Here is a 21248-nt window from a genome sequence, read left to right on the forward strand (position 1 = left end):
AGGAGAGCAGATCGATGAGCAAGGATCTTCGATTACCGACGTACGAACAGTTTCTCGAATACCGCGCGACCGTCATCCGGGCGATCGCCCTCGCGTGGCATTCGCCGGCGTTTCTCGACAAGCTCGAGGCCGATCCGGTCCACGCATTGCGCGAGCAGTTCGACTATCACTTCCCGTTCAAGCTCGACCTGAAGGTGCAGCTCAAATCGTCGGAATGGACGCCGACCGTCAACGGCGACTGGACGGCCGGCCAGAAAAACAGGCTCACGCTGTACCTGCCGCCCGCGCCGGCCGACGAGACGCAGTTCGCGCAGGCGCTGGCCGCGTACAACGCGGACCACATCACCATCATGGAATGACTCCGGGGAAACCGACATGGCAAAGGACAACGCGAATCCGACGCTCGAATCGATGCTGGAGTTTCAGAAGGTCTATCTGCGTGCGATCGCGCTTTCGTGGCGCGACCCGGCGTTCAAGACCGAATTGCTGGACCGGCCGCTGGATACGCTCGCGAAATACTTCGGCTATCAGTGCCCGTGGATCATCGACATCGATATCGAGAAGACGGGCGGCGATCATGGCTGGACGAGCGACGGGAAAGGCGGCGGGAGCTGGAACCTGCCGCGCAACGTGATGACGGTCGGCATACCGGAGCAGCCGGCGCACCTGGACGAGGAGGCCGTGGCGCTCGCGGCCTACTGCGACGCGGGGCCGTGTTACCTGTTCACCTGCTGTTGACCGGGCGCGGCCGACCCGCGCACCGTCGCGCGGCCCGGGGCGGTTGCCCGGGCCGCGCGACGTTTGTCCGACCCGTCGCACGGAGCCCGACGCATGCTCGATGACCTTTCGCGCGTGTTGCGCTTCAAACCGCACTTGCTCGTGCTCGATGCCGGGCCCGATACGCTGTTCGTCGTCGACGAATTCAAGCGCGCGATGCTGTCCGGCGCGATCTTCGTGCGGATCGCCGCGTGCCTGCGGGCCCGCATGACGATTGCCGAGATCGTGACGTCGCTGGCCGGCACGTTCGGCGAATGGGACGTGCTCGCGCGGCTCGACCATCTGGTGCGGCGCGGCTACGTGCGCGCCGATCCGCCGCACGGCGACGATGCGGCGCGCGGCTATTTCGAGCGCGCCGGGCTCGACGGCGACGTGGCGTGCGCGCGCGTCGCGCAACTGCGGGTCGCGGTGGAGACGTTCGGTGCGGACGGCGCGCCGCTTCGGCGCGCGCTCGACATGGCCGGTATCGGCATCGCCAAGGAAGCCGAACTGGCCGTCGCGATCGTCGATACGCACGACCGCGACGATCTCGCCGCATGCGCCGCCCGCGTGGCGGCGCGCGGCGGTGCACTGCTCGTCGTCGCGGCCGGCGGTGTGCAGACGCTGATCGGGCCGTTGCTGGCCGGCGGCGTCGACGCGCTTGCCGACGCGCCGTGCGTCGAATGCGTGCGCTACTGGATTCGCGTCAACCGGCCGGTCGAGGCGCTGCTGGCGCGCCATCATGGCCGCGACGCGACGCACGTGCCGCCGGCAGCCTCGCGAGCCGGGGCCGCGGCGGCGGCCGCGCTCGTGGCCGCGACGGTCGAGCAGATCGCGGTCAACCGCGCGGTCGCGGAGCGTTTGCAGACGCATATCGTCGCGCAGCGCCTCGACACGCTGACCGTCGAACGGCACCGCGTGGTCAGGCGGCCGCAATGTCCGTGCTGCGGCCATCCCTTGTGGATGCGCGAGCAGGCGGCGCGTGCGCCGCGGCTCGCCGCGCCTGCGCCGCTGGCGCGCGCGGACGGCGGCTACCGGACCGCCGATCCGCAGCAGGTGTTCGCGCGCCACGCGCACCTGATCTCGCCGGTCATCGGTGCGATCGCGTATCTGCATCCGATGCCGAAGCGGCACGCGGGCCTGCGCAAGGTCTATGCGTCGGGCTTTCTCGTGTGCCCGGCCGCCGTACCGGACCGCAACCGGTTCGACAGGCTCTGCTCCGGCAAGGGGCGCACCGACGAGCAGGCCCGCACCAGCGCGCTGTGCGAGGCGCTCGAACGCTTCAGCAGCGTGTATCAAGGCGACGAGGCAACGGTGACCGGCAGCATCGACGGCCTGCGCGCCGATCCGGCTTGCGACGCCGAGCCGATCCACGTGAACGCGCTTCAGCAGTTCAGCGAACGGCAATTCGACGCGCGCGACGCGATCAACGCATTGACGCGCGATGTCCGCAAGCAGGTGCCGCCGCGCTTCACGTCGCGCGACGTGATCGACTGGACGCCTGCGTGGTCGCTCGTCGACGGTCGGCGCCGTCTCGTGCCGCTGAGCTATTGCTACGCGGAAACGCCCGACAGTGCGCGGGCGCCGGCCGCCTGCGTGCACAATCCGAACGGCTGCGCGGCGGGATCGAGCCTCGACGAGGCGATGCTGCAAGGCATGCTCGAGCTGATCGAGCGCGATGCGGTCGCGATCTGGTGGTACAACCGGATCGAACGCCCCGGCATCGATCTCGCGAGCTTCGCCGATCCGTACTTCGACGCGCTCGTGCACGAATACGCGACGTTCGGATGGCGTGTGTGGGCGCTCGACATCACCACCGATCTCACGGTGCCGACCGTGGCTGCGCTCGCGGAAAATCTGCAGGACGGACGTTTCTCGATCGGTTTCGGCTGTCATCCTGATGGCAGGATCGCGGTGCAGCGCGCGCTGACCGAGGTCAACCAGTTGCTCGATATCGCGGCGGATGCGCCCGATCCGTGGGATCGCGACATGCTTTCGTCGACGGGATTTCTGTATCCGGCGCCAGGCACGCCCGCCACGACGCATTCGACGTGGCAGCCGCTCGATATCGCGTCGTTGCCGGCGGCGATCGCGCATTGTGTCGGGCGGATCGCGGCGGCCGGGATGGACGTGCTCGTCGTCGACAAGACGCGGCCCGACATCGGCTTGTCCGTGGTGCAGGTGATCGCGCCCGGGCTGTGCCATTTCTGGCCGCGTTTCGGCGCGCGGCGGCTTTATTCGGTTCCGGTGGCGCTGGGTTGGCGTGCGCGGCCGTGCGACGAAACGGCGCTGAATCCGGCGCTGCTGTTTCTGTGACCTGCGCGCGCAATCGTGTTGTCGTCGAACCGCGCGGGCTGCCGGAACGTCGACAGCCCGCGCCGGATCAGAACCGCGTACTGAACCCCACCCGCGCGATCGACTGCAGCGCGCCGCTCGATGCGCCGTTCGCATCCATCACGCCGTTGATCTGCGCATTGCTGCCGTGGCTCGCGCGTTGATGCACGCCGGCCACGTACACCATCGTGCGCTTCGACAGCCAGTACTGGACGGCGGCGAGCAACTGGTGCGCGTGCGCGTTGCCGAGCGTGTCGTTGCCTTTCATGTACGTGTAGCTCGCGCCGATCACCCATACCGGGGACGGCCGCCACGCGGCACCGGCTTCCGCCGACCACGCCCCCGCGCCGTTCCGCGCGTTGTGCACGGTCGTGACGAGCGCCTTGCCCGTGACCGTGCCGACCGTGTAGTGCACGCCCGCGCCCCAGTTGCGCACGCTGGTGGGCGGCAGCCCGCCGGCCGCGCCGTATTTCTGGTTCGTATAGGCGACGCCCGCGCCGAACGGGCCGCGATCGTAGCTCGCGCCGATGCTGACCGTGTTGTTCGCACCGATCGATCCCGCGACGTTGCCGAAGCCGTACAGCGCGCCGACAGTCAGGCCCGACAGCGACGGGCTCGTGTACTTGACCGAATTCGCGACGCGATTGCTGCCCGCGACGCGGTCCCAGTCGAATGCGCCGGTCGGGTTGTTCGGCAGCGCGAGCCGGTCGAACGGCCCGTTGCGAAAGCCGTACAGGCCGACGAGATCCTGCGCGATCTCGTTGCCGCTGGCGGCCAGCGCATCGACCATGAATTCGTACTGGTTGCCGAGCGTCAGCGTGCCGTACCGGTCGTTCTGCAACCCGACATAGGCCGTGCGCGCGAACAGCCCGCCGCCGATGATCGAGCCGTTGCCGAGCGAATACTGGTTGACGAGCCGGAAGATCGCGCGCGTGCCCGCGCCGAGATCCTCCTTGCCTTCGAAGCCGAGCAGGTTCGGAAAGAAGATGTTGTCGTCGAATTTCGCGGCGCCGTGGCCGCCCTGGTTGCTGACGTAGCTGATGCCGGCATCCATCAGCCCGAACATCGTCACGCTGCTCTGGGCGAATGCCGCAGCCGGAAGCGTGCAGGCCGCGAGGGCCAGAAAGGTCTTTTTCGTCATCTCCAAAGTGCTCCTCACATGATCCGGTCGAGCCGGATATTTTTTAATGGGACTACTGATTGATATGAAGAAACGGGAACCGGGCGAACCCGGTTCGGCGACGGTCACGGGAAGCCGTGACGTGCAACGCGCCTCGGCAGGTCCGCGTCGATCCGTCGATGCGCGACGTGTCGAGCGCTAGACCGTCGAATACCCGCCGTCCACCGGCACGACCGCGCCGGTGACGAACGACGCGCCGGGCGAGCACAGGAACAGGATCACTTCCGCGACTTCGTCGGTCGTGCCCCAGCGCCCGAGCGGCGTGCGCTCGACGATGCGGCGCGACGCCTGCGTGTCGGCCATCAGCGCGCTGCTGAGCGGCGTGTCGATCCAGCCCGGCGCGACCGCGTTCACACGGATGCCGTGATCGGCCCACGCCTGCGCGAGCGAACGCGTGAGCTGCGCGATGCCGCCCTTGCTCGCGCTGTACGCGGGCCGGTCCTTGCTGCCGAAGTACGTGTACATCGACGCGATATTGACGATGCTGCCGCCGGTGGCCGCCAGCGCGGGCAGCGCGGCGTCGGAGGCCCGCATCACCGACGTCAGGTTCACGTTCAGCACGTGCTCGAACTGGTCCATCCGGTATTCGTCCGCGTGGCGGCTGATGCCGACGCCGTTGACGAGCGCGCCGAGCCGCGGCAGCCCGGCGATCGTGCGCGTCAGTGCCGCGCCGTCGGCCACGTCGAGTTCCACGCACCGGATGCGGTCATGCACCGGCGCGTGCGGACCGGCGGCGTCGAGCCCGAGCGCGACGACCGACGCGCCGGCCTGCGCGAACCGCAGCGCGGTGCGCGCGCCGATGCCCGACGTGCCGCCCGTCACCACGACGGACTGCCCGTCAAACGCCCACTGACGATTCATGTTCGGCACTCCCGATGGTGGTGGCGCGACGGGCTGGCCGCTGCGCGGGTGAAACGAGGATCTTGATCTGCGTGCGATCGGCGAGCAGCGCGTCGAAGCCGTCGGCGACGGCGTCTTCGAGCGACACGGTGCGCGTGACGATCGACGTGAGGTCGAGCGCGCCAGACGCGACGATGCGCAGCAGGTCTTCGTACGCATGCCGATAGCCGACGCTCGCGGTGAAGGTCAGTTCGTCGTTGACCGCGCGGAACGCGTCGAAACCCGCGTGCGGCATCAGGCCCACCATCACGACGCGGCCGCCCTTGCGCAGTGCCCGCATCGCTGATTCGAACGTGGCCTGCAATCCGGCCGCCTCGAAGCTCGCATCGACGCCGAGCCCGCCCGTGGCCGCGCGAATCGCGTCCTGCAGCGCGGACGCATCGAGCCCGCGCGCATCGAACGCATGCGTCGCGCCGAAGCGCGTGGCGGCCGTGAGCCGTTCGGGCGACACGTCGACGGCGACGATCGTCGTCGCACCCTGCCGCTTCGCGAGCATGATCAGCAGCAGGCCGATCGGGCCGAGCCCGAACACCGCGCAGGTCTCGCCGAGCCGCAGCTCGCTGCGTCGCAGCGCGTGCAGCGCAACGGCGGCCGGCTCCATCACCGCGGCCTGTTCGAGGCTCACGCCGTCGGGCAGGCGATGCAGCATGTAGGCGGGCACGACCGCGAAGTCGGCCATCCCGCCGTCGCCCATCAGCCCGGCGAAGCCCATCGACACGCACAGGTTGTACGACCCCGCGCGGCAGTACGCGCACTGGCTGCAGCGATACTCGGGCTCGACCGCGACGCGGTCGCCCGCGCGCAGCGTCGTCACGCCTGCGCCGACTTCGACGACGGTGCCGCAGAACTCGTGGCCGAGCGTCAGCGGCGCGGTGCGGCGCGACAGCGGATGCGGCGCGTCGACCGGAATCGCGTGCGGGCCGTCCGCATATTCGTGCAGGTCGCTGCCGCAGATGCCGCAATACGCGACCGCGATGCGCACGTCGCCGGGGCCGACGTGCGGCGTGTCGATTTCCACGAGACGGACGTCGCGCGGGCCATGCCATTGAAGTGCGCGCATGTCAGCGTCCTCCGAGGTTTTGCGTATCGAGGCGGCCGGCCGCGGCGCCGGCGAGCGCGCGCTTGCGCAGCACGGCCGGCGCGGTTTCGACGAGGCCGAACGACAGCACGCACGCGAGGATCGCGCCGGTGGTCGACGTCCACATCGCGAACTGCAGGCCATACTTGTCCGCGGCGAAGCCGGCGACGGTCGGTGCGACGAAGCCGCCGATCAGCTCGCCGGCGCCCATGATCAGCCCGAGCGCGCTCGCGATCGCGCGCGGCGGCACCGTCTCGGCCGGGATCGTCGCCATGAACAGCGTGAAGCAGCCGAGGCCCGTGTACGTGACGAACACCAGCGCGCCGAGCGCCCAGACGGAGCCGACGTGGATCAGCACGACCGGGCACACGGCCGCGATCAGCGCGAACGCGATCATCGTCGGCTTGCGGCCGATCCGGTCGGAGATCGCCGGCACCGCGAAGCCCCAGAACACCCACGCGGCGCCGAGGCAGGTCATCACGACGCCCATGTCGGCCGGCGACAGGTGGCGGCTTTCCACGAGGAATACCGGCGCGAACGAGATGATCACGACGAACCACGTGAGGAAGAAGCAGCTGATCAGCACGCAGAGCAGGATGTTGCGCTCCTTCAGCAGCGCCCAGCGGCTGACCGTCGCACCGCCGGCGGCCGGTGCCGCGGTGGTGTCGGCCTGCGCGTGGCGCACGCCGCCGGGCGGCACTTCGCGCACCCAGCGCCAGATGCAGAACGCGATCAGGAAGCCCGGAATGCACGACACGTAGAACGCCTCGCGCCAGCCGTACGCGGTGGCGATGCCGATCACGACCGGCGGGCCGATCATCGCGCCGAGCAGGCCGGCGGCCGAGCCCTGCAGCAGGCCCATGTTCAGCCCGCGGCGGCTCGGCGTCGAACTTTCGACCATCAGCGATTGCGACAGCGGCAGCACCGGCCCTTCGGCGATGCCCATCAGCGCGCGAAACGCGATCAGGCTCGCGAAGCCGCCGACGAGGCCCGACAGCGCCGAGCACACGGAAAAGCCGAGCACGGCCGCGATCAGCAGCGGCTTGCGGGTGCCGCGCGCGTCGGACCATGCACCCGTGGCGGCGCCCGACAGCGCCCATGTGAGTGCGAGCGCGGACGACACCATGCCGAGCTGCGTGTTCGTCAGGTGCAGCTCGGCCGACATGAACGGAAACAGGAACGACAGCGCGAGGCGGTCGAAGAACACGAAGCCGAACGTCATGAACAGGATCAGCAGCAGCCTGTTCTCGTACGTCCAGGCGGGCCGGGAGGAGGACGGGGAAGTCATCGTGAGCCTCGCCGCGCGTCAGCGGAACAGCTTCTCGATCGCTTGCGCGCCGAGGCCGACCTTCTCGTAATGCGCCTTGCACATCGCGATGTACGAGTGCACGTCGAAGTAGCCGTCGGGATTGCCTTCGTCGTCGAGCCAGATCAGCGGGCCCTTGACGATGAAGAACGCGCGCATCGGCTCGGGGTGATCGAACGCGACGAGCGTGTGGCCTTCGCCCGGCGTCTCGTACACGAAATCGCCGCGCGTCGCGGTCCATTCGTGTTCCAGGTAGCCCCATTTCCCGGACAGCGTGTACGCGAACACCTCGTGCGGGTGATAGTGCCGGTTCACAAGCCCGGCTTCCTTCGCCATCAGGATGTCGCACCATTTGTTCTGCGACGGCGAGATCCACAGCGGCCGCGATGAAACCGTTTCGGTGAACGGAACGTAATAGCGCTCGTCGTCGGTGGCCGCGTTCGGGATGTAGGCTTCGGGCAGCGCATCGGGCTTGAACGGATTGGCAATCGCCGGGATGTTTTGCCAGAATTCGGATACGGCTTTGTCGACCACGGTGTGTCTCCTTGTATGTAGGGGTGTCGTGGGCTCGACTTTAGCCAGCCGGTGCGCGCCGCTCTTGACTGGGCTGGACGAATTGCTTGACCGCGCCGGACATTGCATCGCACCAGGATCCAGACGAACCATCCCCCAATCCGTGCCGCTCCGCACGACAGGCGCCAGCAGGAGGCGACGTGACGAATTCGACCGTTTTTTCACGCACGCGAGGTTCGACGGCCGACGTGCCGGCGCGCGACAGGATGGCGTACTGGGATGCGTTCAACGCGGCGACGCTGGTCGGCCTGCGCTGCTCGTCGCTGTCGCCGGCCGGGCTCGAAGTGGAGAAGACCGACATCGCGCTGCCGGGCCTCGGCATCGCCGACATCAGCGGGCAGGATCACGTGATCGAGCGCAGCCCAGCGCTGGTGCGCCAGTTGCCGAAGGAATCGCTGTTCGCGTGCCAGATCCTGAGCGGGCGCGCGTATTTCATCCAGCGCGACCGGTGCCTGCTCGCGGAAGCCGGCGATGTCGTCGTCTACGACACGCGCGTGCCGTATCTGTTCGGATTCCTGACGCCGATGCGGCAGTTGCTGATCGATATCCCGATCACGACGCTCGACGACCGCCTCGATGCGGAGCTGGCCGCGCTGCCGCTGCGGATCGCGCCGAAGCCGGGTGCGGGCGCGATGCTCGGCGCGACCTTGCGCGCGAGCGTCGAGCGGTTCATGAAGGCGCCGGTCGAGCGCGACGCCGCGCGGTTCGCCGAGCACACGCGCACGCTGATCGCGGCGCTCGTCGATGCGGAGGTGAACGGCGTGGGCGCATCGCGCGCGTCGCTGTCGTACCTGCTGACCGCGAAGCAATACATCGCGACGCATCTCGGCGAACCGGAACTCGGGCCGCAGGCCGTCGCCGATGCGGTCGGGCTGTCGCTGCGGCATCTGGGGCGCCTCTTCGCGGCCGAAGGCGAGTCGATCACGCAGCACATCTGGTCGGAGCGGTTGTCGCACGCGCATCGCGAACTGACCGACGCGCGGCTGCGCAAGACGAGCATCGGCGAGATCGCGTTTCGCTGGGGGTTTTCGAGCCAGGCGCACTTCAGCCGCGCGATCCGCGAGCGCTACGGCGCGTCGCCGATGGCGCTGCGCGACGCGGCGCGTGACGCCGCGGGCTGACGCCGGTTTTCCGACAGGTCGACGGCGGCGCGCGCATCACGCGCCGTCTGCGTTTTCGGCACGGCGTGCTGCAGCGCACACGCACGTGCATTGCGTCACGCCGTCAACATGAACGCCGCGCAGCGCTCCGCGATCATGATCGTCGGCGCGTTCGTGTTGCCGGACACGATGCGCGGCATCACCGATGCATCGCAGATCCGCAACCCGTCGACGCCTTGCACGGCGAGACGCGGCGTGACGACCGCGTGCGCGTCGCTGCCCATGCGGCACGTACCGGCCGGGTGATAGACGGTTTTCGCGCGACGCCGCACGTAGTCGGCGAGCGCGGCGTCGGTCAGCGTCTCGGCTTCGCGCACGAGGCGGGCAAGCGACGGCGCGCGGAGAATCTGCCGCGCGAGCCTGACGCCGCGCACGAGGCCCTCGACGTCGGCCGGGTCCGACAGCGCGCCGCTGTCGAACAGGATCGGCGCGGCCGGATCGTTGCCGCGCAGTTGCACGGCGCCGCGCGAGCGCGGCCGGAGCAGGCACGGGTTGATCGACAGGCCGTGGCCGGGCAGCGGGGCGCGGTCGACGTCGCCGACGAGCGTCGGCAGCACGTGGAACTGGATGTCCGGGCGGCCGCCACCGGTCGTATCGACGAACGCGCCCGATTCGACGACGTTCGACGTCAGCAGGCCGGAGCGGCATAGCATCCATTGCAGCCCGTGCCGCAATGCCCGCCACCCGCGATCCTCGCCGAGCAGGCTGACCGGCGCCTGGGTGCGGCCGTAGATCGATACCTCGAGGTGATCCTGGTAGTGCGCGCCGACGTCGCGGCTGTCGTGCAGCACGTCGATGCCGTGCGCGTGCAGGTGCGCGCCGGGGCCGATGCCCGACAGCATCAGCAGCTTCGGCGTGCTCAGCGCGCCGGCCGCGAGCACGACGTCGGCGCGCGCGGCGGCCGCTCCCGTCGCGCCGCTCGCGGTGCGCCATTCGACGCCGCTCGCGCGGCGCCCGTCGAACCGGATGCGCGTCACGCGGCAGCCGGTCAGCACGCGCAGGTTCGGATCGGCGATCGCGTCGGCCAGATAGGTGGCCGCGGTGCTGCCGCGCTGGCCGTCGAAGATCGTCGTGTGATAGAAGCCGACGCCATGCTGCGCGGCGCCGTTGAAGTCGTCGTTGTACGCGATGCCGGCTTCCTGCGCGGCCTTCACGAACGCGAGGCTCAGCGGATGCCGGAAGCGCGTGTCGCCGACCTTCAACGGCCCGTCGGTGCCGTGGAACGGCTCGGACAGCCGCAGATGCGATTCGGCGCGCTTGAACACCGGCAGCACGTCGTCCCAGCCCCAGCCGGTGCAGCCGAGCGCGGCCCAGTCGTCGTAGTCGTCGCGCGTGCCGCGCACGTACAGCATCGCGTTGACCGAGCTGCCGCCGCCGAGCGTGCGGCCCTGCGGCACGTAGGTCTTGCGTCCCGCGGCGCCCGGCTGCGGCTCGCTCTCGAACGTCACCGTCCGTTGCGTGCCGAGCACGCGGATGAACGTCGCCGGAATCCGGATGAACAGGCTGTCGTCCTTCGGGCCGTCCTCGAGCAGCAACACGCGCCGGCCGGCCTTCACCAGCCGGTGCGCAACCGTGCAGCCGGCCGAACCGCCGCCGACGACGATGTGGTCGTACGTCTCCATCCCGCTTCTTCTCCTTGCTGTCGGGCGGCGGAACGAATGCCGCCGCGCAGGAAGCCAGCTTAGCGAGCGGGTTGCGGCCCGATTTGACCGACGCGGACGCCGTGCTTGCCTCGGCGGGACATGCGGCGAGCGGCGGTGCGAGGAGCGGGTGGCAGCGGTTAGCGCGTGTCGGCCGGCGCGCGCGTGTCGCTCGGCGTTTCGCCGAACCGCGCGCGATAGCTGCGGCTGAAGTGCGCGCTGTTGTTGAAGCCCCAGCGGAACGCAATTTCGCTGACCGTCAGGTGCTTCAGCGACCGGTCGCGCAGGTCGGCGCGGCAGCGTTCGAGCCGCCGCGCGAGGATGTAGCGCGTGAGCGGCGTGCCTTCGATCTCGAACACGCGGGCGAGCTGGCGCGGCGACAGGTTGATCGCGCGGCTGACCGACCGGCTGTCGAGATCGTCGTCGGCGAGATGGCTGTCGATGAACGCCTTCGCGCGCGACAGCGTGTGGACCGTCGACTTCGTCGGCGACGCGTCGCCGTCGCGCAGCCGCAGCATCGACTGCACGAGCTCGAGGATCGCGGCGGCGCGCCGTTCGCGCGCGTCGGGCGTCGGCTCCTGCGGCGCGGCGAGCAGCGCAACCACCTGCCGCACGGCCCACGACGCGACCCCGTCGTCGCGATCGATCTTGACGAGGCTGCGGTAGCGCCACGGGGCGACGCGGGCTTCGAACACGTCGCGCGGCACGTCGAGCACGGTCATCGCCATGTCGGCGGGAAAGCCGTGACCGTACGGCATCGACGTGTCGTACAGCACGAGGTCGCCGGGCCCGTGCTGCATGCAGTCGACGTCCTGGAACGTATAGCCGTGCCCTTCGTGCATCAGGCAGATGAACACGGCGTCGCGCTGGTCGGCGTGGATGTTGTGCGACGTGCGCACGACCGCGTGCCGGTTCGCGACGATGTCGCACGCGCGGAACAGCCCGAGATCGCGTTTGCGCAGCGACGCATCGATCCCTTCGGACGACTTTCCGCTGCATTCGATCCGCACGAGCGTGCGTGCGACGTGGTCGACCCAGAAGTCGACGCGCTCGGCGCCGCGTACGGCGCGCGTCGAGATCGTGGCGATCTCCGTGCTGGTGTCCGGCATGACGTTCTCCCGATGACGGCCCGAGCGGCGCAGTCTCGGGCACGCCGAACGTCGCGGTCAATCCGTGAAAGACCCGGGACGTGCGCGTGACGCGCTTGCAGCGGGGCGCGGCGCGCGATTGCGCGATCGATGGCCGTCCGGGTCAACGAAAGCGGCCGTGCGAGTCAAGACACGTATGCGGCTTTGGGGTAGGCGTGGCCGGCTTACTTCGGCTTCGACGAGGACGACGGCAGCCCGAGCGACACGTCCTCCGCGTAGCCCATCTTGCCGTCGCGGAATTCGACGCTCACGTGGTCCGCCCAGTGCGCGCCGGTGACGTTCGCGTAGATCGACGTCATCACCATCCCCGCGTCGCAGTCGAGCGCGATGGTGCGATCGACGCGCCCCGTCGCGATGTTCACGGCCCGCAGCGACTGCATCGCCACGCCGCACTTGTCGGACCGCGCGTAGACGCCGACCAGCATGTGCGTCTTGGTGCGATACCACATCGGGATATCGACGCTGCCGTCGAGTTGCGGATGCGGGTCGTCGGTGTCGTTCAGCCGCCCGACTTCGTTCAGCGTGATCGGCAGCGTCTTGCGGCCGTCGTCCCACGTGCCGGTCGCCGCTTTGCCGCTGACGGTCAGCGCGATCGGGCAGGGCTTCGGTCGTGACGGCGAGGCGGCCGGCACGACCGGCGCGTCGGCGTTCGATGCGGGCGACGACGCTTCGCACAGCGTCAGGCGGCCGTCAGGCTCGCGCTGGCCGCGCAACGGGATCGGCTTGCGATGCGCGTCGTAGTAGTAGCTGCCGTCGACGCGCCAGCGGCCCGCGTCGTTGTGGTTGATCGCGTCGTAGGTCTGCAGCGACACGTGCACCGGCGCGTTGCCGATCGTGCCGGTGTAGTTCGCGATTTCGTACCAGCCCGCGAACGATACGGCCGGTGCGCAGGCGAGCAGCGCGGCGATCGTCGTGGCGAGCGGACGGACATGACGGGCAGCACGGGAGCGGCGGGCAAGGTGGATCATCGGCGGTTTCTTATGCGTGGTTTTGATTCGGCGCGAAGAAGCCCGGTCGAGCCCCGCGGCCATCGGATGCTCGCCATTGTATCCATCCGCCCTGCGTGAATCGCGGGCAAGCCGTGGAGCCGCCTGCCCGTGCGATTCCATCGGCTTGCCGCCGTCGCGGACTTCAGGGCGCGCTGGCTTCGTCGATCCGGCGGATGTCGTCCTGATCGAGCGTGACGCGGATCGCCTCGCCGAGCAGCGCGAGCTGCGCGAGCGACGTCGCGCTCGCGATCGGCGCGGTGATCGTCGGCCGCGCGATCTGCCACGCGAGCGCGATCGCGGCCGGCTGCGTATTGTGCTTCGCCGACACCGCGTCGAGCGCGGCGAGGATGCGCAGGCCGCGCGCGTTCAGATAGCCGGCGACGCGATCGCCGCGCACGCTCTTCTTCAGGTCGGCTTCGCTGCGGTACTTGCCCGACAGGAACCCGCTCGCGAGCGCGTAGTAGTTAACGACGCCGAGCTTCAGGTCGCGCACGACCGGCTCGAGATCGCGTTCGTAGTCGGCGCGGTCGAGCAGGTTGTATTCGGGCTGGATGACCTGGTAGGTGGGCAGCCCGTCGCGCGCGCTGATCGCGGCGGCCTCGCGCAGGCGTGCGCCGCTGTAGTTCGACGCGCCGATGATGCGCACCTTGCCCGCGTCGATCAGCGTCTGATACGCGCCGAGCGTTTCTTCGAGCGGGGCCGTGTCGGCGAGATCGCGGTGCGAGAAATACAGGTCGATGTAGTCGGTCTGCAGGCGGCGCAGCGAATCGTCGACGGCCTTCAGGATGTTGTCTTTCGACAGCCCCGCGCGCGCGCCGAGCAGGCCGACCTTGGTCGCGATCACGACCTGCTCGCGCTTGCCGGAGCGCTTCAGCCACTTGCCGATGATCGTTTCCGATTCGCCGCCGTGATTGCCGGGAACCCAGGCCGAATAGACGTCGGCCGTGTCGATGAAGTTGATGCCGGTGTCGGCGAGCGCGTCGAGCAACGCGAACGATGCGTTTTCGTCGACGGTCCAGCCGAAGACGTTGCCGCCGAACGCGAGCGGCGAAACCTGGATGCCGGATGTACCGAGGGTGCGATGTGCCATGTTCTGCTCCGTAAGCTGCGGGTGACGGGAGGGACTGCGGGACGTGAAGCCGGTCGCGTTGAGACGGCGAAGCGCATGGCGAGGTTCCGCCGCCGGCGCAGCAACCGGCGGGTTTCGCGCGCGTGCGTCGGGATGCCGGACGAGGCGACGTCATCATGGCGGCGACGTCCGTTCGAGCACCGGCTCCCACGCGCGCAACGTGCTGTATTTATTACCGATTTTCCGTGCCGGGACAGGGAAGTGACGTAGGGCGTCAACGTTGTCGCGCTGCGTTGTCTACGATATCCTTTCATCCCAAAATTAGGGATGGCAGCGGGCCGTTTCCATACGAACGAAAAATCATTCTGAGGCGGTCATGGCTGACCTGGCGGCATTCATTCGAACCCCGTTTTTCCTGCAAGACAAACGCCTGCTCGCGCTGTCTTTTCCGCACGACGACGCACCGTCGGTGACCGACGCGTACGGGCGGCAACGTCCGGCGCGGCTGGTGGCCGAGCGTCTCGTCGCGCACGAAGGGCTGGGGATCGATTTCACGTTCGACGTGACGCTGCTGTCCAGCGAGGCGGGCATCACGCTGGCCGACATGCTGGGCAAGCTGCTCGCGGTGTCGATGGTGCGCCCCGACGGCGGCCTGCGTTATTTCACCGGCTATTGCACCGCGTTTTCGCTGGTCCGCAACGACGATTCGATTGCGGAATACCGCGCGGTGCTGCGCCCGTGGAGCCATTTCCTGCGGACTCGCGTGAACAACCGCCTGTTCCTCGGCCAATCGCTTCAGCAGCAGATCGGCACGCTGCTCGCCGATTACCAGGGGCTCGCGCCGTCGTGGGAGTGGCGCGTGCGCGGCGACGATCCGGCGCGCACGATGAACGTCCAGGGCGGCGGGCTCGGCGAAAGCGACTGGAACTACATCGTCCGCCATCTGGAAGCCGTCGGGTTCCTGTACTGGTGGGAGCACGACGAGAAAGGCCTGAAGCTGATCGTCGGCGACGACAGCACGGTGCAGTGCCCGGCCGTCGACGGCCGCTCGCCGGTGATCCGTTTCCAGACCCACGACGGCCCGATGGCCGCCGACGCCATTTCCCAATGGTCCGCGGTGCGGTCGTTGTCCGCCGGCAGCTACAGCGCGACCGCGTTCGATTTCAAGGCGCCGCATGCGGCCCATGCGCAGATTCCGACGCTGCATCCGCCGGGCGTCGCGCCGCAGGTCGAGCATCACGAGTACGTGGGGCACTACGGGTTCGCGAAGCAGACGCGCGCCGGCGATGCGCTGGCGCGCGTGCGGATGGAAGAGATCGAGGCGGCCGCGACGCGTTTCGACGCGGCCGGCAACCATCACGGCATCCTGCCCGGCCGCTGGTTCCAGCTGTCCGATCACTTCAGCGCGGCGTCGGGTAGCCCGCAGGATCACGAGTACCTGATTCTCGAAGCCCGTCACGAAGCGGCGAACAATTACCTGCAGGCCGACGGCAAGCCCGAGTATCGCAACCGCTTCGTCGCGGGCCATCGACGTACGCCGTGGCGCCCGGGCCGCGGGTTCAACAGCGAACCGGTGCGCGTGCTGGCGCCGCAAACCGCGACCGTCGCCGGCGCGAAAGGGGCCGGCAGCGTCGACGTCGACGAATATGGCCGCGTCTGCATCGTCTATCACTGGGATCGTGCGGCGCAGATCAGCGCGCGGATCCGCGTGGCCGCCGGCTGGGCGGGCGGCGAGAAGGGCATGATCGCGCATCCGCGCGTGGGCAGCGAGGTGCTCGTGATGTGCCTCGACGGCAATCTCGATCGCCCCGTCGTGTCGGGCACCACGTACAACGCGGAACGGATGCCGCCGTGGGCGCTGCCCGACCAGCACGTGCTGACGGGCCTGCGCAGCCGCGAGCTGTCGGGCGACAGCGGCAACGCGGCGGGCGGGCGTTCGAACCACGTGCTGCTCGACGACACGCCGCAGCAGCTCCAGCTGAAGCTGCGCAGCGATACCGACGCGAGCGAGCTGACGCTCGGGCACAACGTCCGCATCGATGCAACCCAGGGGCGCACCGATCAGCGCGCCCGCGGCTTCGAATTGCGGACCGACGCGCATGGCGCGGTACGGGCGGCCAAGGGCCTGCTCGTCACCAGCGAGGCGCGCTACGACGCGCGTGCCCACGCGACCGACATCGGCGAGACCGTCGCGCGTCTCGACAAGGCGCACGACCTGCACGAGTCGCTGTCGGGTTCCGCGCACGACGTGAAGGCGCAGGAGTCCGGCGACCAGGATGCCGTCCACCAGGCGCTTCGCACGCAGAACGACGGCCTGAGAGGCAGCGGCGGCAATCCGCAGCAAGGCGAGTTTCCGGAGTTCGCGCAGCCGTTTCTCGCGCTCGCCAGCCCGGCCGGGATCCTGGCCACGACGACGGGGTCGACCCATGTCGCGAGCGATCAGCACGTCGCGTTGACGAGCGGCGCCCATACGAGCATCGGTGCGGGCAAGAGCATGCTGGTCAGCGCGCAGCAGGCGGTGCGCGTCGCCGCGTTCGAGAAGGGCATCCGGCTCGTGGCCGCCGCCGCCGACATCGACATCCAGGCGCTGAAGGACAGCATCAACGTGCTGGCCAAGCTGGACGTGAAGGTCGATGCGAACCGCATCACCATCACCGCGAAGGAAGAAGTCCTGATCAACGGCGGCACCAGCTATACGCGCTGGAACGGCAGCGGCATCGTGCACGGGACCAAGGGCGAATTCACCGCGCATGCCGCGTCGCATACGTTCATCGGGCCGGACAGCCTGCCGGTGCCCGCGCGCGCGTTCCCGGGCACGGCGTGCGCGCCGTGCATGGTCAACGCGGCGTCGATGGCGTCACCGTTCGCGGCCAAGGCGTGAGGCAGGGCAGCGCATGACGAATGACCCGATCGCCGCGCAGGCGGCCGACGCGCTGCAGGCGGCGCTGTCGTCGCAGGACGGGCTGCGCGCTTACGTCCTGATCGACGGTGCCTTGCTCGATACCTTGCCGGACGATGAGAAGGCGTCGTGGCCCGCGTTCGTCGCGGCTTCGCTGCTCGACGACGCCGACGACGAGGCGAGAATCGTCGGGCCGCTGCTGTTCGAATGGCAGCCGGGCGCCGACGGCGCCGATGCCGCGAACGCGATCGAGGCGCGCAGCATTCCATGGCCGGCGGCGAGCGTGCTCGTGTCGCCGCTGTCGCTCGCGCGACTGGCCGCGCACCTGGCGCCGATGGTGGACGTCCAGCTCGAGCAGATGGAGAGCGTGATGCTGATGCGCTTCTTCGATCCGCGCGTGCTGCCGTTCTGGCTCGACATGCTGCCCGCCGCGCATCGCGCGTATCTGGCGCAGGGTGTGCGGCACTGGATTCACCGCGATACCGCGCTGCAGCTTCGCACGGCGGACATCGCCGCGCCCGCCGACGTCAGGCAGGCCGCCGAGTTTCCGCTGCAGTTGACCCAGGCGCAGGAGGACGAACTGCTCGCCGCGTGCTATCCGTACACGATGCTCGAGCGGCTGCGCGTCGAAAAGCCCGCGCTGCTGGCGTCGTTGCCGGCCGCGCGGCACTACGACTTCGTACGCGACCAACTGGCGCGCTGCCGTGCGCACGGCGCCGACAGCGCGGCGTCGCTGCTGATCTATTGCGAACTGGCGTTGCGGTACGGCGCGCGCTTCGACGAGGATCCGGCGATGGCCGCCGTGTTCGACGCGGTGGCGCAGGGGCAGGCGTTTCCGGAGGCGCTGGCGCGGGTGCCGGCGGAAGACTGGCGGCGGATGCAGGAAGCGGCCGCGTGATGGCGCGTGCGCGACGCGACGCGACGCGAATGAAATCGACTGAAAGAGAAGGAAGTTCAATATGAACCGCTGCTGGATCACCTTGCTGTCCGTGATGGTTTTCTCCACGGCTGCCTGCAGCAAGAGCGTGAACGATGCCGAAAAGGACAGCTTGGCGCCGGGCGAAGTGAATAAATGGAACGACCCGAACTACGACATCATTACCGCCGGGTCCTTCAACTATACGGATTACGACATCTACGGCGTCTATCTGCTGCCGCCCGACAAGAACAGCCTCGACGACGCGGCGAGCGCCGACGGCGCGCACGCCACGCCCCGGAATGCGAAGTACTGGTCCGGCGGGGGCGGCTCGCGCCCGAGTCTCGCGTGGGATTTCCGCTGGAAGACCCCGAAGACGTTCAAGGTGTGGTGGGAGCGCGTGGTCGACAAGCGCGCGATGGAAGCGTCGTCCGCGAACTACGACCCGTACACGCACCGGGAAACCCAGCCGGGGATGGCGTGGTGCGAAGGCGAGATCACGGTCACGCGGCCGCCCGTCAAGGACAAGAGCGGCGGCATCGTGCTGCACTTCTTCCCCGATGGCCGGGTGGAAGGCGACATGGATTTCGAAGTCGACGGCCCGGACCCGAAGGTGGCCCTGTCCAAGCGTGACGCGCAGCGCAAGCTGGCCGACCGCGCGTGCCTGAAGGAAATTCCCAATCCGTTCTATGGGCGCAAGAAGCCGGCCCAGTGGAATTGACGCCGGACACCTGATCGGAACAGGAGCGTAACCGCCATGAGCAATCCTCCCCTCATTCGACGCATCACCGATATCACGCCGGTCGAGGATTCGATCCGCCACGCGCACCGCGAGGCGCTCGATCCGCTGCGGGTCGAGCAATGCAAGGAGTGTCCGAAGCCCGTGTGGTTCACGGCCTTCTTCGATGGCACGGGCAACAACTACGGCGAGGACGGCAACGGCTCGACGGACGTCGCGAGAACCAAGTACAGCAACATCGCCAAGCTCGCGATGTTCGCCCATGTCCCGTTCAACAAGGCCAATCCGCGCACGATGGGCCGGTACGTCGAGGGCGTCGGCACCCCCTGCAGCAAGGTCGGCGATTCGGGCAAGGGTCTCGACGGCGTGTTGGGCATGGCGGCCGCGAGCAAGGGCGAGGCGCGCATCCGCTGGATGCTCCGCGAGCTCGAAAAACACGTGACGAACCACATGCCGGCCGTGAGCCAGATCAACGTGGCCGCGTTCGGTTTCTCGCGCGGCGCCACCGAGGCGCGCGCGTTCGTCCGCATGCTGACCGAGCAGCTGGCCGAGAACATCGGCGGCCGGCTCTGGTGGAACAAGAAGAACATGAAGGGGATGCGTCCCGAAGTGGTCGTCTACTTCATGGGCATCCTCGATACGGTGGCGTCGACGGGCTTCGGCGGCAGCCGCCTGGAGAAGGCGGCGCCCTACATCGTGGGCGCGATCCTCGGGCCGGTCTATGGCGGCGTGCTGCACGGCATCGACAAGGGCGGCCATGCGGAATGGGCGAACGACATCCGCATTCCGGACTACGTCCGGCAATGCGTGCACTATGTCGCGTCGCATGAGGTCCGGGAGAAATTCCCCGGCGACTCGGTGCGCGAGGATCAGAAGCTTCCCGCGAACTGCCGCGAGGTGTATTACCCCGGCATGCACTCGGACGTGGGCGGCGGCTACGAGCGCAATTACCAGGAAGGGCGAACCAACGAACTGGCCAACGTCGCGCTGAACAATCTCTTCATCGAGGCCTGGAAGGCCGGCGTGCCGTTCCGCGAGCCGAAGGATGTCATGGAAACGGCCGGCGGGCTGTTCGCGATTTCCCGCGAGCTGGAGGCGGCCTGGAACGTGTACATGGGGCAGGGCAACGAGCGTCGCGCGGGCGTGGCGTCGAACAGCGACCGGCTCGAGTCGCAGATCATCTGGCACATGAACCGCTACTACCAGTGGCGCGCCAGCCGCAGCCGGCGCCTGCACGACGGCCGGCTGAAGCCGCCGGGCGGCGTGGACCCCCACATGGCCATCACCGACGGCGAATGGAACGAAGATGCGGATGCAGTGCGTCGGGCCAACGGGGGCATCCTGACGCGGACCATCTCGGAGCAGTACAAGGCGATCGACGCGGCGACGCGGGTCACCGGCAACTGGCTGGGCGGCATCGATCCGGCGGCGCGCGCGACGTTCGACCGGTTCTTCGATCACTACGTGCACGACTCGATTGCGGGCTTCAAGAAGCAGATGGAAGACGGTTACGCCGGCTTCGCCGAAGCGAGCCGCTGGTCGGTCAACCGCCAGTACTTCATGGGCAAGCGCGGCAAGAAGTTCCTGTACTGGCGTTACGAGGGCGACAAGGCCGAGCAGGCCGCCACGCAACTCGCCAAGGCCGATCCGGCGAAGCAGCAGGACCCGATGGCAGCCAACGAGCCGCAGCTCGCCAGCAACCAGCCCGCGGCGGTTGGCGGCACGCTGCCCGACGCGACTTCGACGGCCTGACGCCGAACGCGATACCGGTCGCGACCGCGACCGGCTGACCTCACGTCGCGGCAGACTGCGTCTGCCGCGACGCTCCCTCCCTACCGCAACTGCACGGCCGCGAGAAACAGCACCATGCTGCCGATCGCGCCATCCAGCACGCGCCACGCGACCGCCTTGCGGAACCACGGCGCCAGCAAGCGCGCGCCATAGCCGAGCCCGAGGAACCACACGACGCTGGCCGTCATCGCGCCGATCGCGAACGCGAGCCGCCCGCCTTCCGGCTCGCGCGCGCCGGCCGTGCCGATCAGCAGGAACGTATCGAGATACACGTGCGGGTTGAGCCACGTGAACGCGAGCGTCATCAGCACGATCGCGAGCGCGCTCTGCGGCGGCGGCGCGACCGCGTCGCCGCGCACGTCGAGCGTGTCGTGGCCGGGCTTGAACGCACGGCGCAGCGCATTGATGCCGAACCACGCGAGATATGCGAGGCCGACGTACAGCACCGCGTGGACGAAGGTCGGATAGCGCTCGACGAGCACCGACGCGCCGCCGACGCCCGCGCCGATCAGGATCATGTCGGAAACCGCGCACAGCAGCACGATCTTGCCGACATGCGAGCGCATGATGCCCTGGCGCAGGACGAATGCGTTCTGCGCGCCGATGGTGACGATGAGCGACGCGCACAGGGCGGCGCCGTGAGAAAAAGCGAGCCAGTTCATGATGGGGGACAGCCGTGGAAGCAGTAGACGAACGAATCGGGTAGCGCTAGTCTGCGAGCAGCGCGGGAATAAGAGAAGCTAAATCACCTAATGCAGATTAAGGAAATC

18 protein-coding genes are annotated in these 21248 nt (G+C 68.6%); 8 read left to right on the forward strand and 10 right to left on the reverse strand.

From position 1 onward, the window contains the following. The first annotated feature begins 14 nt into the window (after window positions 1-14). From DFS13_RS17440 to DFS13_RS17450, 3 genes are all read left to right on the forward strand, one after another. Window positions 15-359, forward strand: coding sequence for a BMA_0021/BMA_0022 family TOMM bacteriocin (locus tag DFS13_RS17440; RefSeq protein WP_006488524.1), 345 nt, complete (start codon window positions 15-17; stop codon window positions 357-359). Between the two features lie 16 nt (window positions 360-375). Next, entirely contained in the window at window positions 376-738 is a 363-nt protein-coding gene (locus DFS13_RS17445; protein WP_006488518.1) for a BMA_0021/BMA_0022 family TOMM bacteriocin, read from the forward strand. Window positions 739-831: 93 nt separating this feature from the next. Then, the gene (locus tag DFS13_RS17450; protein WP_111441917.1) at window positions 832-3072 is read left to right on the forward strand and encodes a TOMM precursor leader peptide-binding protein; all 2241 of its coding nucleotides are present in this window, start codon (window positions 832-834) and stop codon (window positions 3070-3072) included. 67 nt (window positions 3073-3139) lie between these two features. Here the strand turns inward: DFS13_RS17450 and DFS13_RS17455 are convergent, their stop codons facing one another. The 5 genes from DFS13_RS17455 to DFS13_RS17475 form a co-directional block, all read right to left on the reverse strand. Then, window positions 3140-4231: a porin gene (locus tag DFS13_RS17455; protein WP_111441918.1), complete on the reverse strand. Its 1092-nt coding sequence runs from the start codon at window positions 4229-4231 to the stop codon at window positions 3140-3142. A 177-nt stretch (window positions 4232-4408) separates the two neighbouring features. Next, on the reverse strand, window positions 4409-5131 hold the full coding sequence (locus DFS13_RS17460) for an SDR family NAD(P)-dependent oxidoreductase (RefSeq protein ID WP_059720968.1): 723 nt from the start codon (window positions 5129-5131) through the stop codon (window positions 4409-4411). Then, a complete protein-coding gene (locus DFS13_RS17465) occupies window positions 5109-6230 on the reverse strand; it encodes a 2,3-butanediol dehydrogenase (protein ID WP_111441919.1) in 1122 nt (373 codons plus the stop codon). Before DFS13_RS17465 ends, DFS13_RS17460 begins: the two co-directional genes overlap by 23 nt. Before the next feature lies 1 nt (window position 6231). Further along, window positions 6232-7536, reverse strand: coding sequence for an MFS transporter (locus DFS13_RS17470; RefSeq protein ID WP_006488522.1), 1305 nt, complete (start codon window positions 7534-7536; stop codon window positions 6232-6234). A gap of 18 nt (window positions 7537-7554) precedes the next feature. Next, window positions 7555-8088: a 2,4'-dihydroxyacetophenone dioxygenase family protein gene (locus DFS13_RS17475; RefSeq protein ID WP_006488523.1), complete on the reverse strand. Its 534-nt coding sequence runs from the start codon at window positions 8086-8088 to the stop codon at window positions 7555-7557. A gap of 179 nt (window positions 8089-8267) precedes the next feature. Between DFS13_RS17475 and DFS13_RS17480 the strand changes: the two genes are divergently transcribed. Then, on the forward strand, window positions 8268-9248 hold the full coding sequence (locus DFS13_RS17480) for a helix-turn-helix domain-containing protein (protein ID WP_006488519.1): 981 nt from the start codon (window positions 8268-8270) through the stop codon (window positions 9246-9248). Window positions 9249-9343: 95 nt separating this feature from the next. On the opposite strand, the gene DFS13_RS17485 is transcribed toward DFS13_RS17480, so the two are convergent. From DFS13_RS17485 to DFS13_RS17500, 4 genes are all read right to left on the reverse strand, one after another. Then, window positions 9344-10909, reverse strand: coding sequence for a GMC family oxidoreductase (locus tag DFS13_RS17485; RefSeq protein WP_111441920.1), 1566 nt, complete (start codon window positions 10907-10909; stop codon window positions 9344-9346). A 158-nt stretch (window positions 10910-11067) separates the two neighbouring features. Further along, window positions 11068-12036: a helix-turn-helix domain-containing protein gene (locus DFS13_RS17490; RefSeq protein WP_006494595.1), complete on the reverse strand. Its 969-nt coding sequence runs from the start codon at window positions 12034-12036 to the stop codon at window positions 11068-11070. 203 nt (window positions 12037-12239) lie between these two features. Continuing rightward, window positions 12240-13106 carry a hypothetical protein gene (locus DFS13_RS17495; protein WP_080330646.1) on the reverse strand — a complete coding sequence of 289 codons (867 nt, stop codon included), beginning with the start codon at window positions 13104-13106 and terminating at the stop codon, window positions 12240-12242. A gap of 100 nt (window positions 13107-13206) precedes the next feature. Beyond that, entirely contained in the window at window positions 13207-14154 is a 948-nt protein-coding gene (locus tag DFS13_RS17500; protein ID WP_111441921.1) for an aldo/keto reductase, read from the reverse strand. A gap of 355 nt (window positions 14155-14509) precedes the next feature. Here DFS13_RS17500 and DFS13_RS17505 point away from each other — a divergent pair, with 355 nt between their 5' ends. From DFS13_RS17505 to DFS13_RS17520, 4 genes are all read left to right on the forward strand, one after another. Beyond that, complete coding sequence (locus DFS13_RS17505; protein WP_111441922.1) at window positions 14510-17014, forward strand: type VI secretion system Vgr family protein; 2505 nt, start codon at window positions 14510-14512, stop codon at window positions 17012-17014. A 13-nt stretch (window positions 17015-17027) separates the two neighbouring features. Next, the gene (locus DFS13_RS17510) at window positions 17028-17930 is read left to right on the forward strand and encodes a DUF4123 domain-containing protein (protein WP_111441923.1); all 903 of its coding nucleotides are present in this window, start codon (window positions 17028-17030) and stop codon (window positions 17928-17930) included. A 61-nt stretch (window positions 17931-17991) separates the two neighbouring features. Beyond that, complete coding sequence (locus tag DFS13_RS17515; RefSeq protein ID WP_006494589.1) at window positions 17992-18669, forward strand: DUF3304 domain-containing protein; 678 nt, start codon at window positions 17992-17994, stop codon at window positions 18667-18669. Window positions 18670-18705: 36 nt separating this feature from the next. After that, on the forward strand, window positions 18706-20439 hold the full coding sequence (locus DFS13_RS17520; protein ID WP_006482310.1) for a DUF2235 domain-containing protein: 1734 nt from the start codon (window positions 18706-18708) through the stop codon (window positions 20437-20439). An 80-nt stretch (window positions 20440-20519) separates the two neighbouring features. Here the strand turns inward: DFS13_RS17520 and DFS13_RS17525 are convergent, their stop codons facing one another. Further along, on the reverse strand, window positions 20520-21140 hold the full coding sequence (locus DFS13_RS17525) for a LysE/ArgO family amino acid transporter (RefSeq protein ID WP_006482350.1): 621 nt from the start codon (window positions 21138-21140) through the stop codon (window positions 20520-20522). Window positions 21141-21248: the final 108 nt, after the last annotated feature.

This window comes from Burkholderia sp. 28_3, from assembly GCF_003253915.1.
Classification (GTDB): domain Bacteria; phylum Pseudomonadota; class Gammaproteobacteria; order Burkholderiales; family Burkholderiaceae; genus Burkholderia; species Burkholderia cenocepacia.

Excerpts from the sequence above, each read along its gene's own strand:
- DFS13_RS17445 (WP_006488518.1), top strand. The coding sequence starts at position 376 with ATGGCAAAGGACAACGCGAATCCGACGCTCGAATCGATGCTGGAGTTT.
- DFS13_RS17500 (WP_111441921.1), bottom strand. The coding sequence starts at position 14,154 with ATGGCACATCGCACCCTCGGTACATCCGGCATCCAGGTTTCGCCGCTC.
- DFS13_RS17455 (WP_111441918.1), bottom strand. The coding sequence starts at position 4,231 with ATGACGAAAAAGACCTTTCTGGCCCTCGCGGCCTGCACGCTTCCGGCT.
- DFS13_RS17505 (WP_111441922.1), top strand. The coding sequence starts at position 14,510 with ATGGCTGACCTGGCGGCATTCATTCGAACCCCGTTTTTCCTGCAAGAC.
- DFS13_RS17515 (WP_006494589.1), top strand. The coding sequence starts at position 17,992 with ATGAACCGCTGCTGGATCACCTTGCTGTCCGTGATGGTTTTCTCCACG.
- DFS13_RS17440 (WP_006488524.1), top strand. The coding sequence starts at position 15 with ATGAGCAAGGATCTTCGATTACCGACGTACGAACAGTTTCTCGAATAC.
- DFS13_RS17485 (WP_111441920.1), bottom strand. The coding sequence starts at position 10,909 with ATGGAGACGTACGACCACATCGTCGTCGGCGGCGGTTCGGCCGGCTGC.
- DFS13_RS17520 (WP_006482310.1), top strand. The coding sequence starts at position 18,706 with ATGAGCAATCCTCCCCTCATTCGACGCATCACCGATATCACGCCGGTC.
- DFS13_RS17490 (WP_006494595.1), bottom strand. The coding sequence starts at position 12,036 with ATGCCGGACACCAGCACGGAGATCGCCACGATCTCGACGCGCGCCGTA.
- DFS13_RS17510 (WP_111441923.1), top strand. The coding sequence starts at position 17,028 with ATGACGAATGACCCGATCGCCGCGCAGGCGGCCGACGCGCTGCAGGCG.
- DFS13_RS17460 (WP_059720968.1), bottom strand. The coding sequence starts at position 5,131 with ATGAATCGTCAGTGGGCGTTTGACGGGCAGTCCGTCGTGGTGACGGGC.
- DFS13_RS17450 (WP_111441917.1), top strand. The coding sequence starts at position 832 with ATGCTCGATGACCTTTCGCGCGTGTTGCGCTTCAAACCGCACTTGCTC.
- DFS13_RS17495 (WP_080330646.1), bottom strand. The coding sequence starts at position 13,106 with ATGGCCGCGGGGCTCGACCGGGCTTCTTCGCGCCGAATCAAAACCACG.
- DFS13_RS17470 (WP_006488522.1), bottom strand. The coding sequence starts at position 7,536 with ATGACTTCCCCGTCCTCCTCCCGGCCCGCCTGGACGTACGAGAACAGG.
- DFS13_RS17525 (WP_006482350.1), bottom strand. The coding sequence starts at position 21,140 with ATGAACTGGCTCGCTTTTTCTCACGGCGCCGCCCTGTGCGCGTCGCTC.
- DFS13_RS17465 (WP_111441919.1), bottom strand. The coding sequence starts at position 6,230 with ATGCGCGCACTTCAATGGCATGGCCCGCGCGACGTCCGTCTCGTGGAA.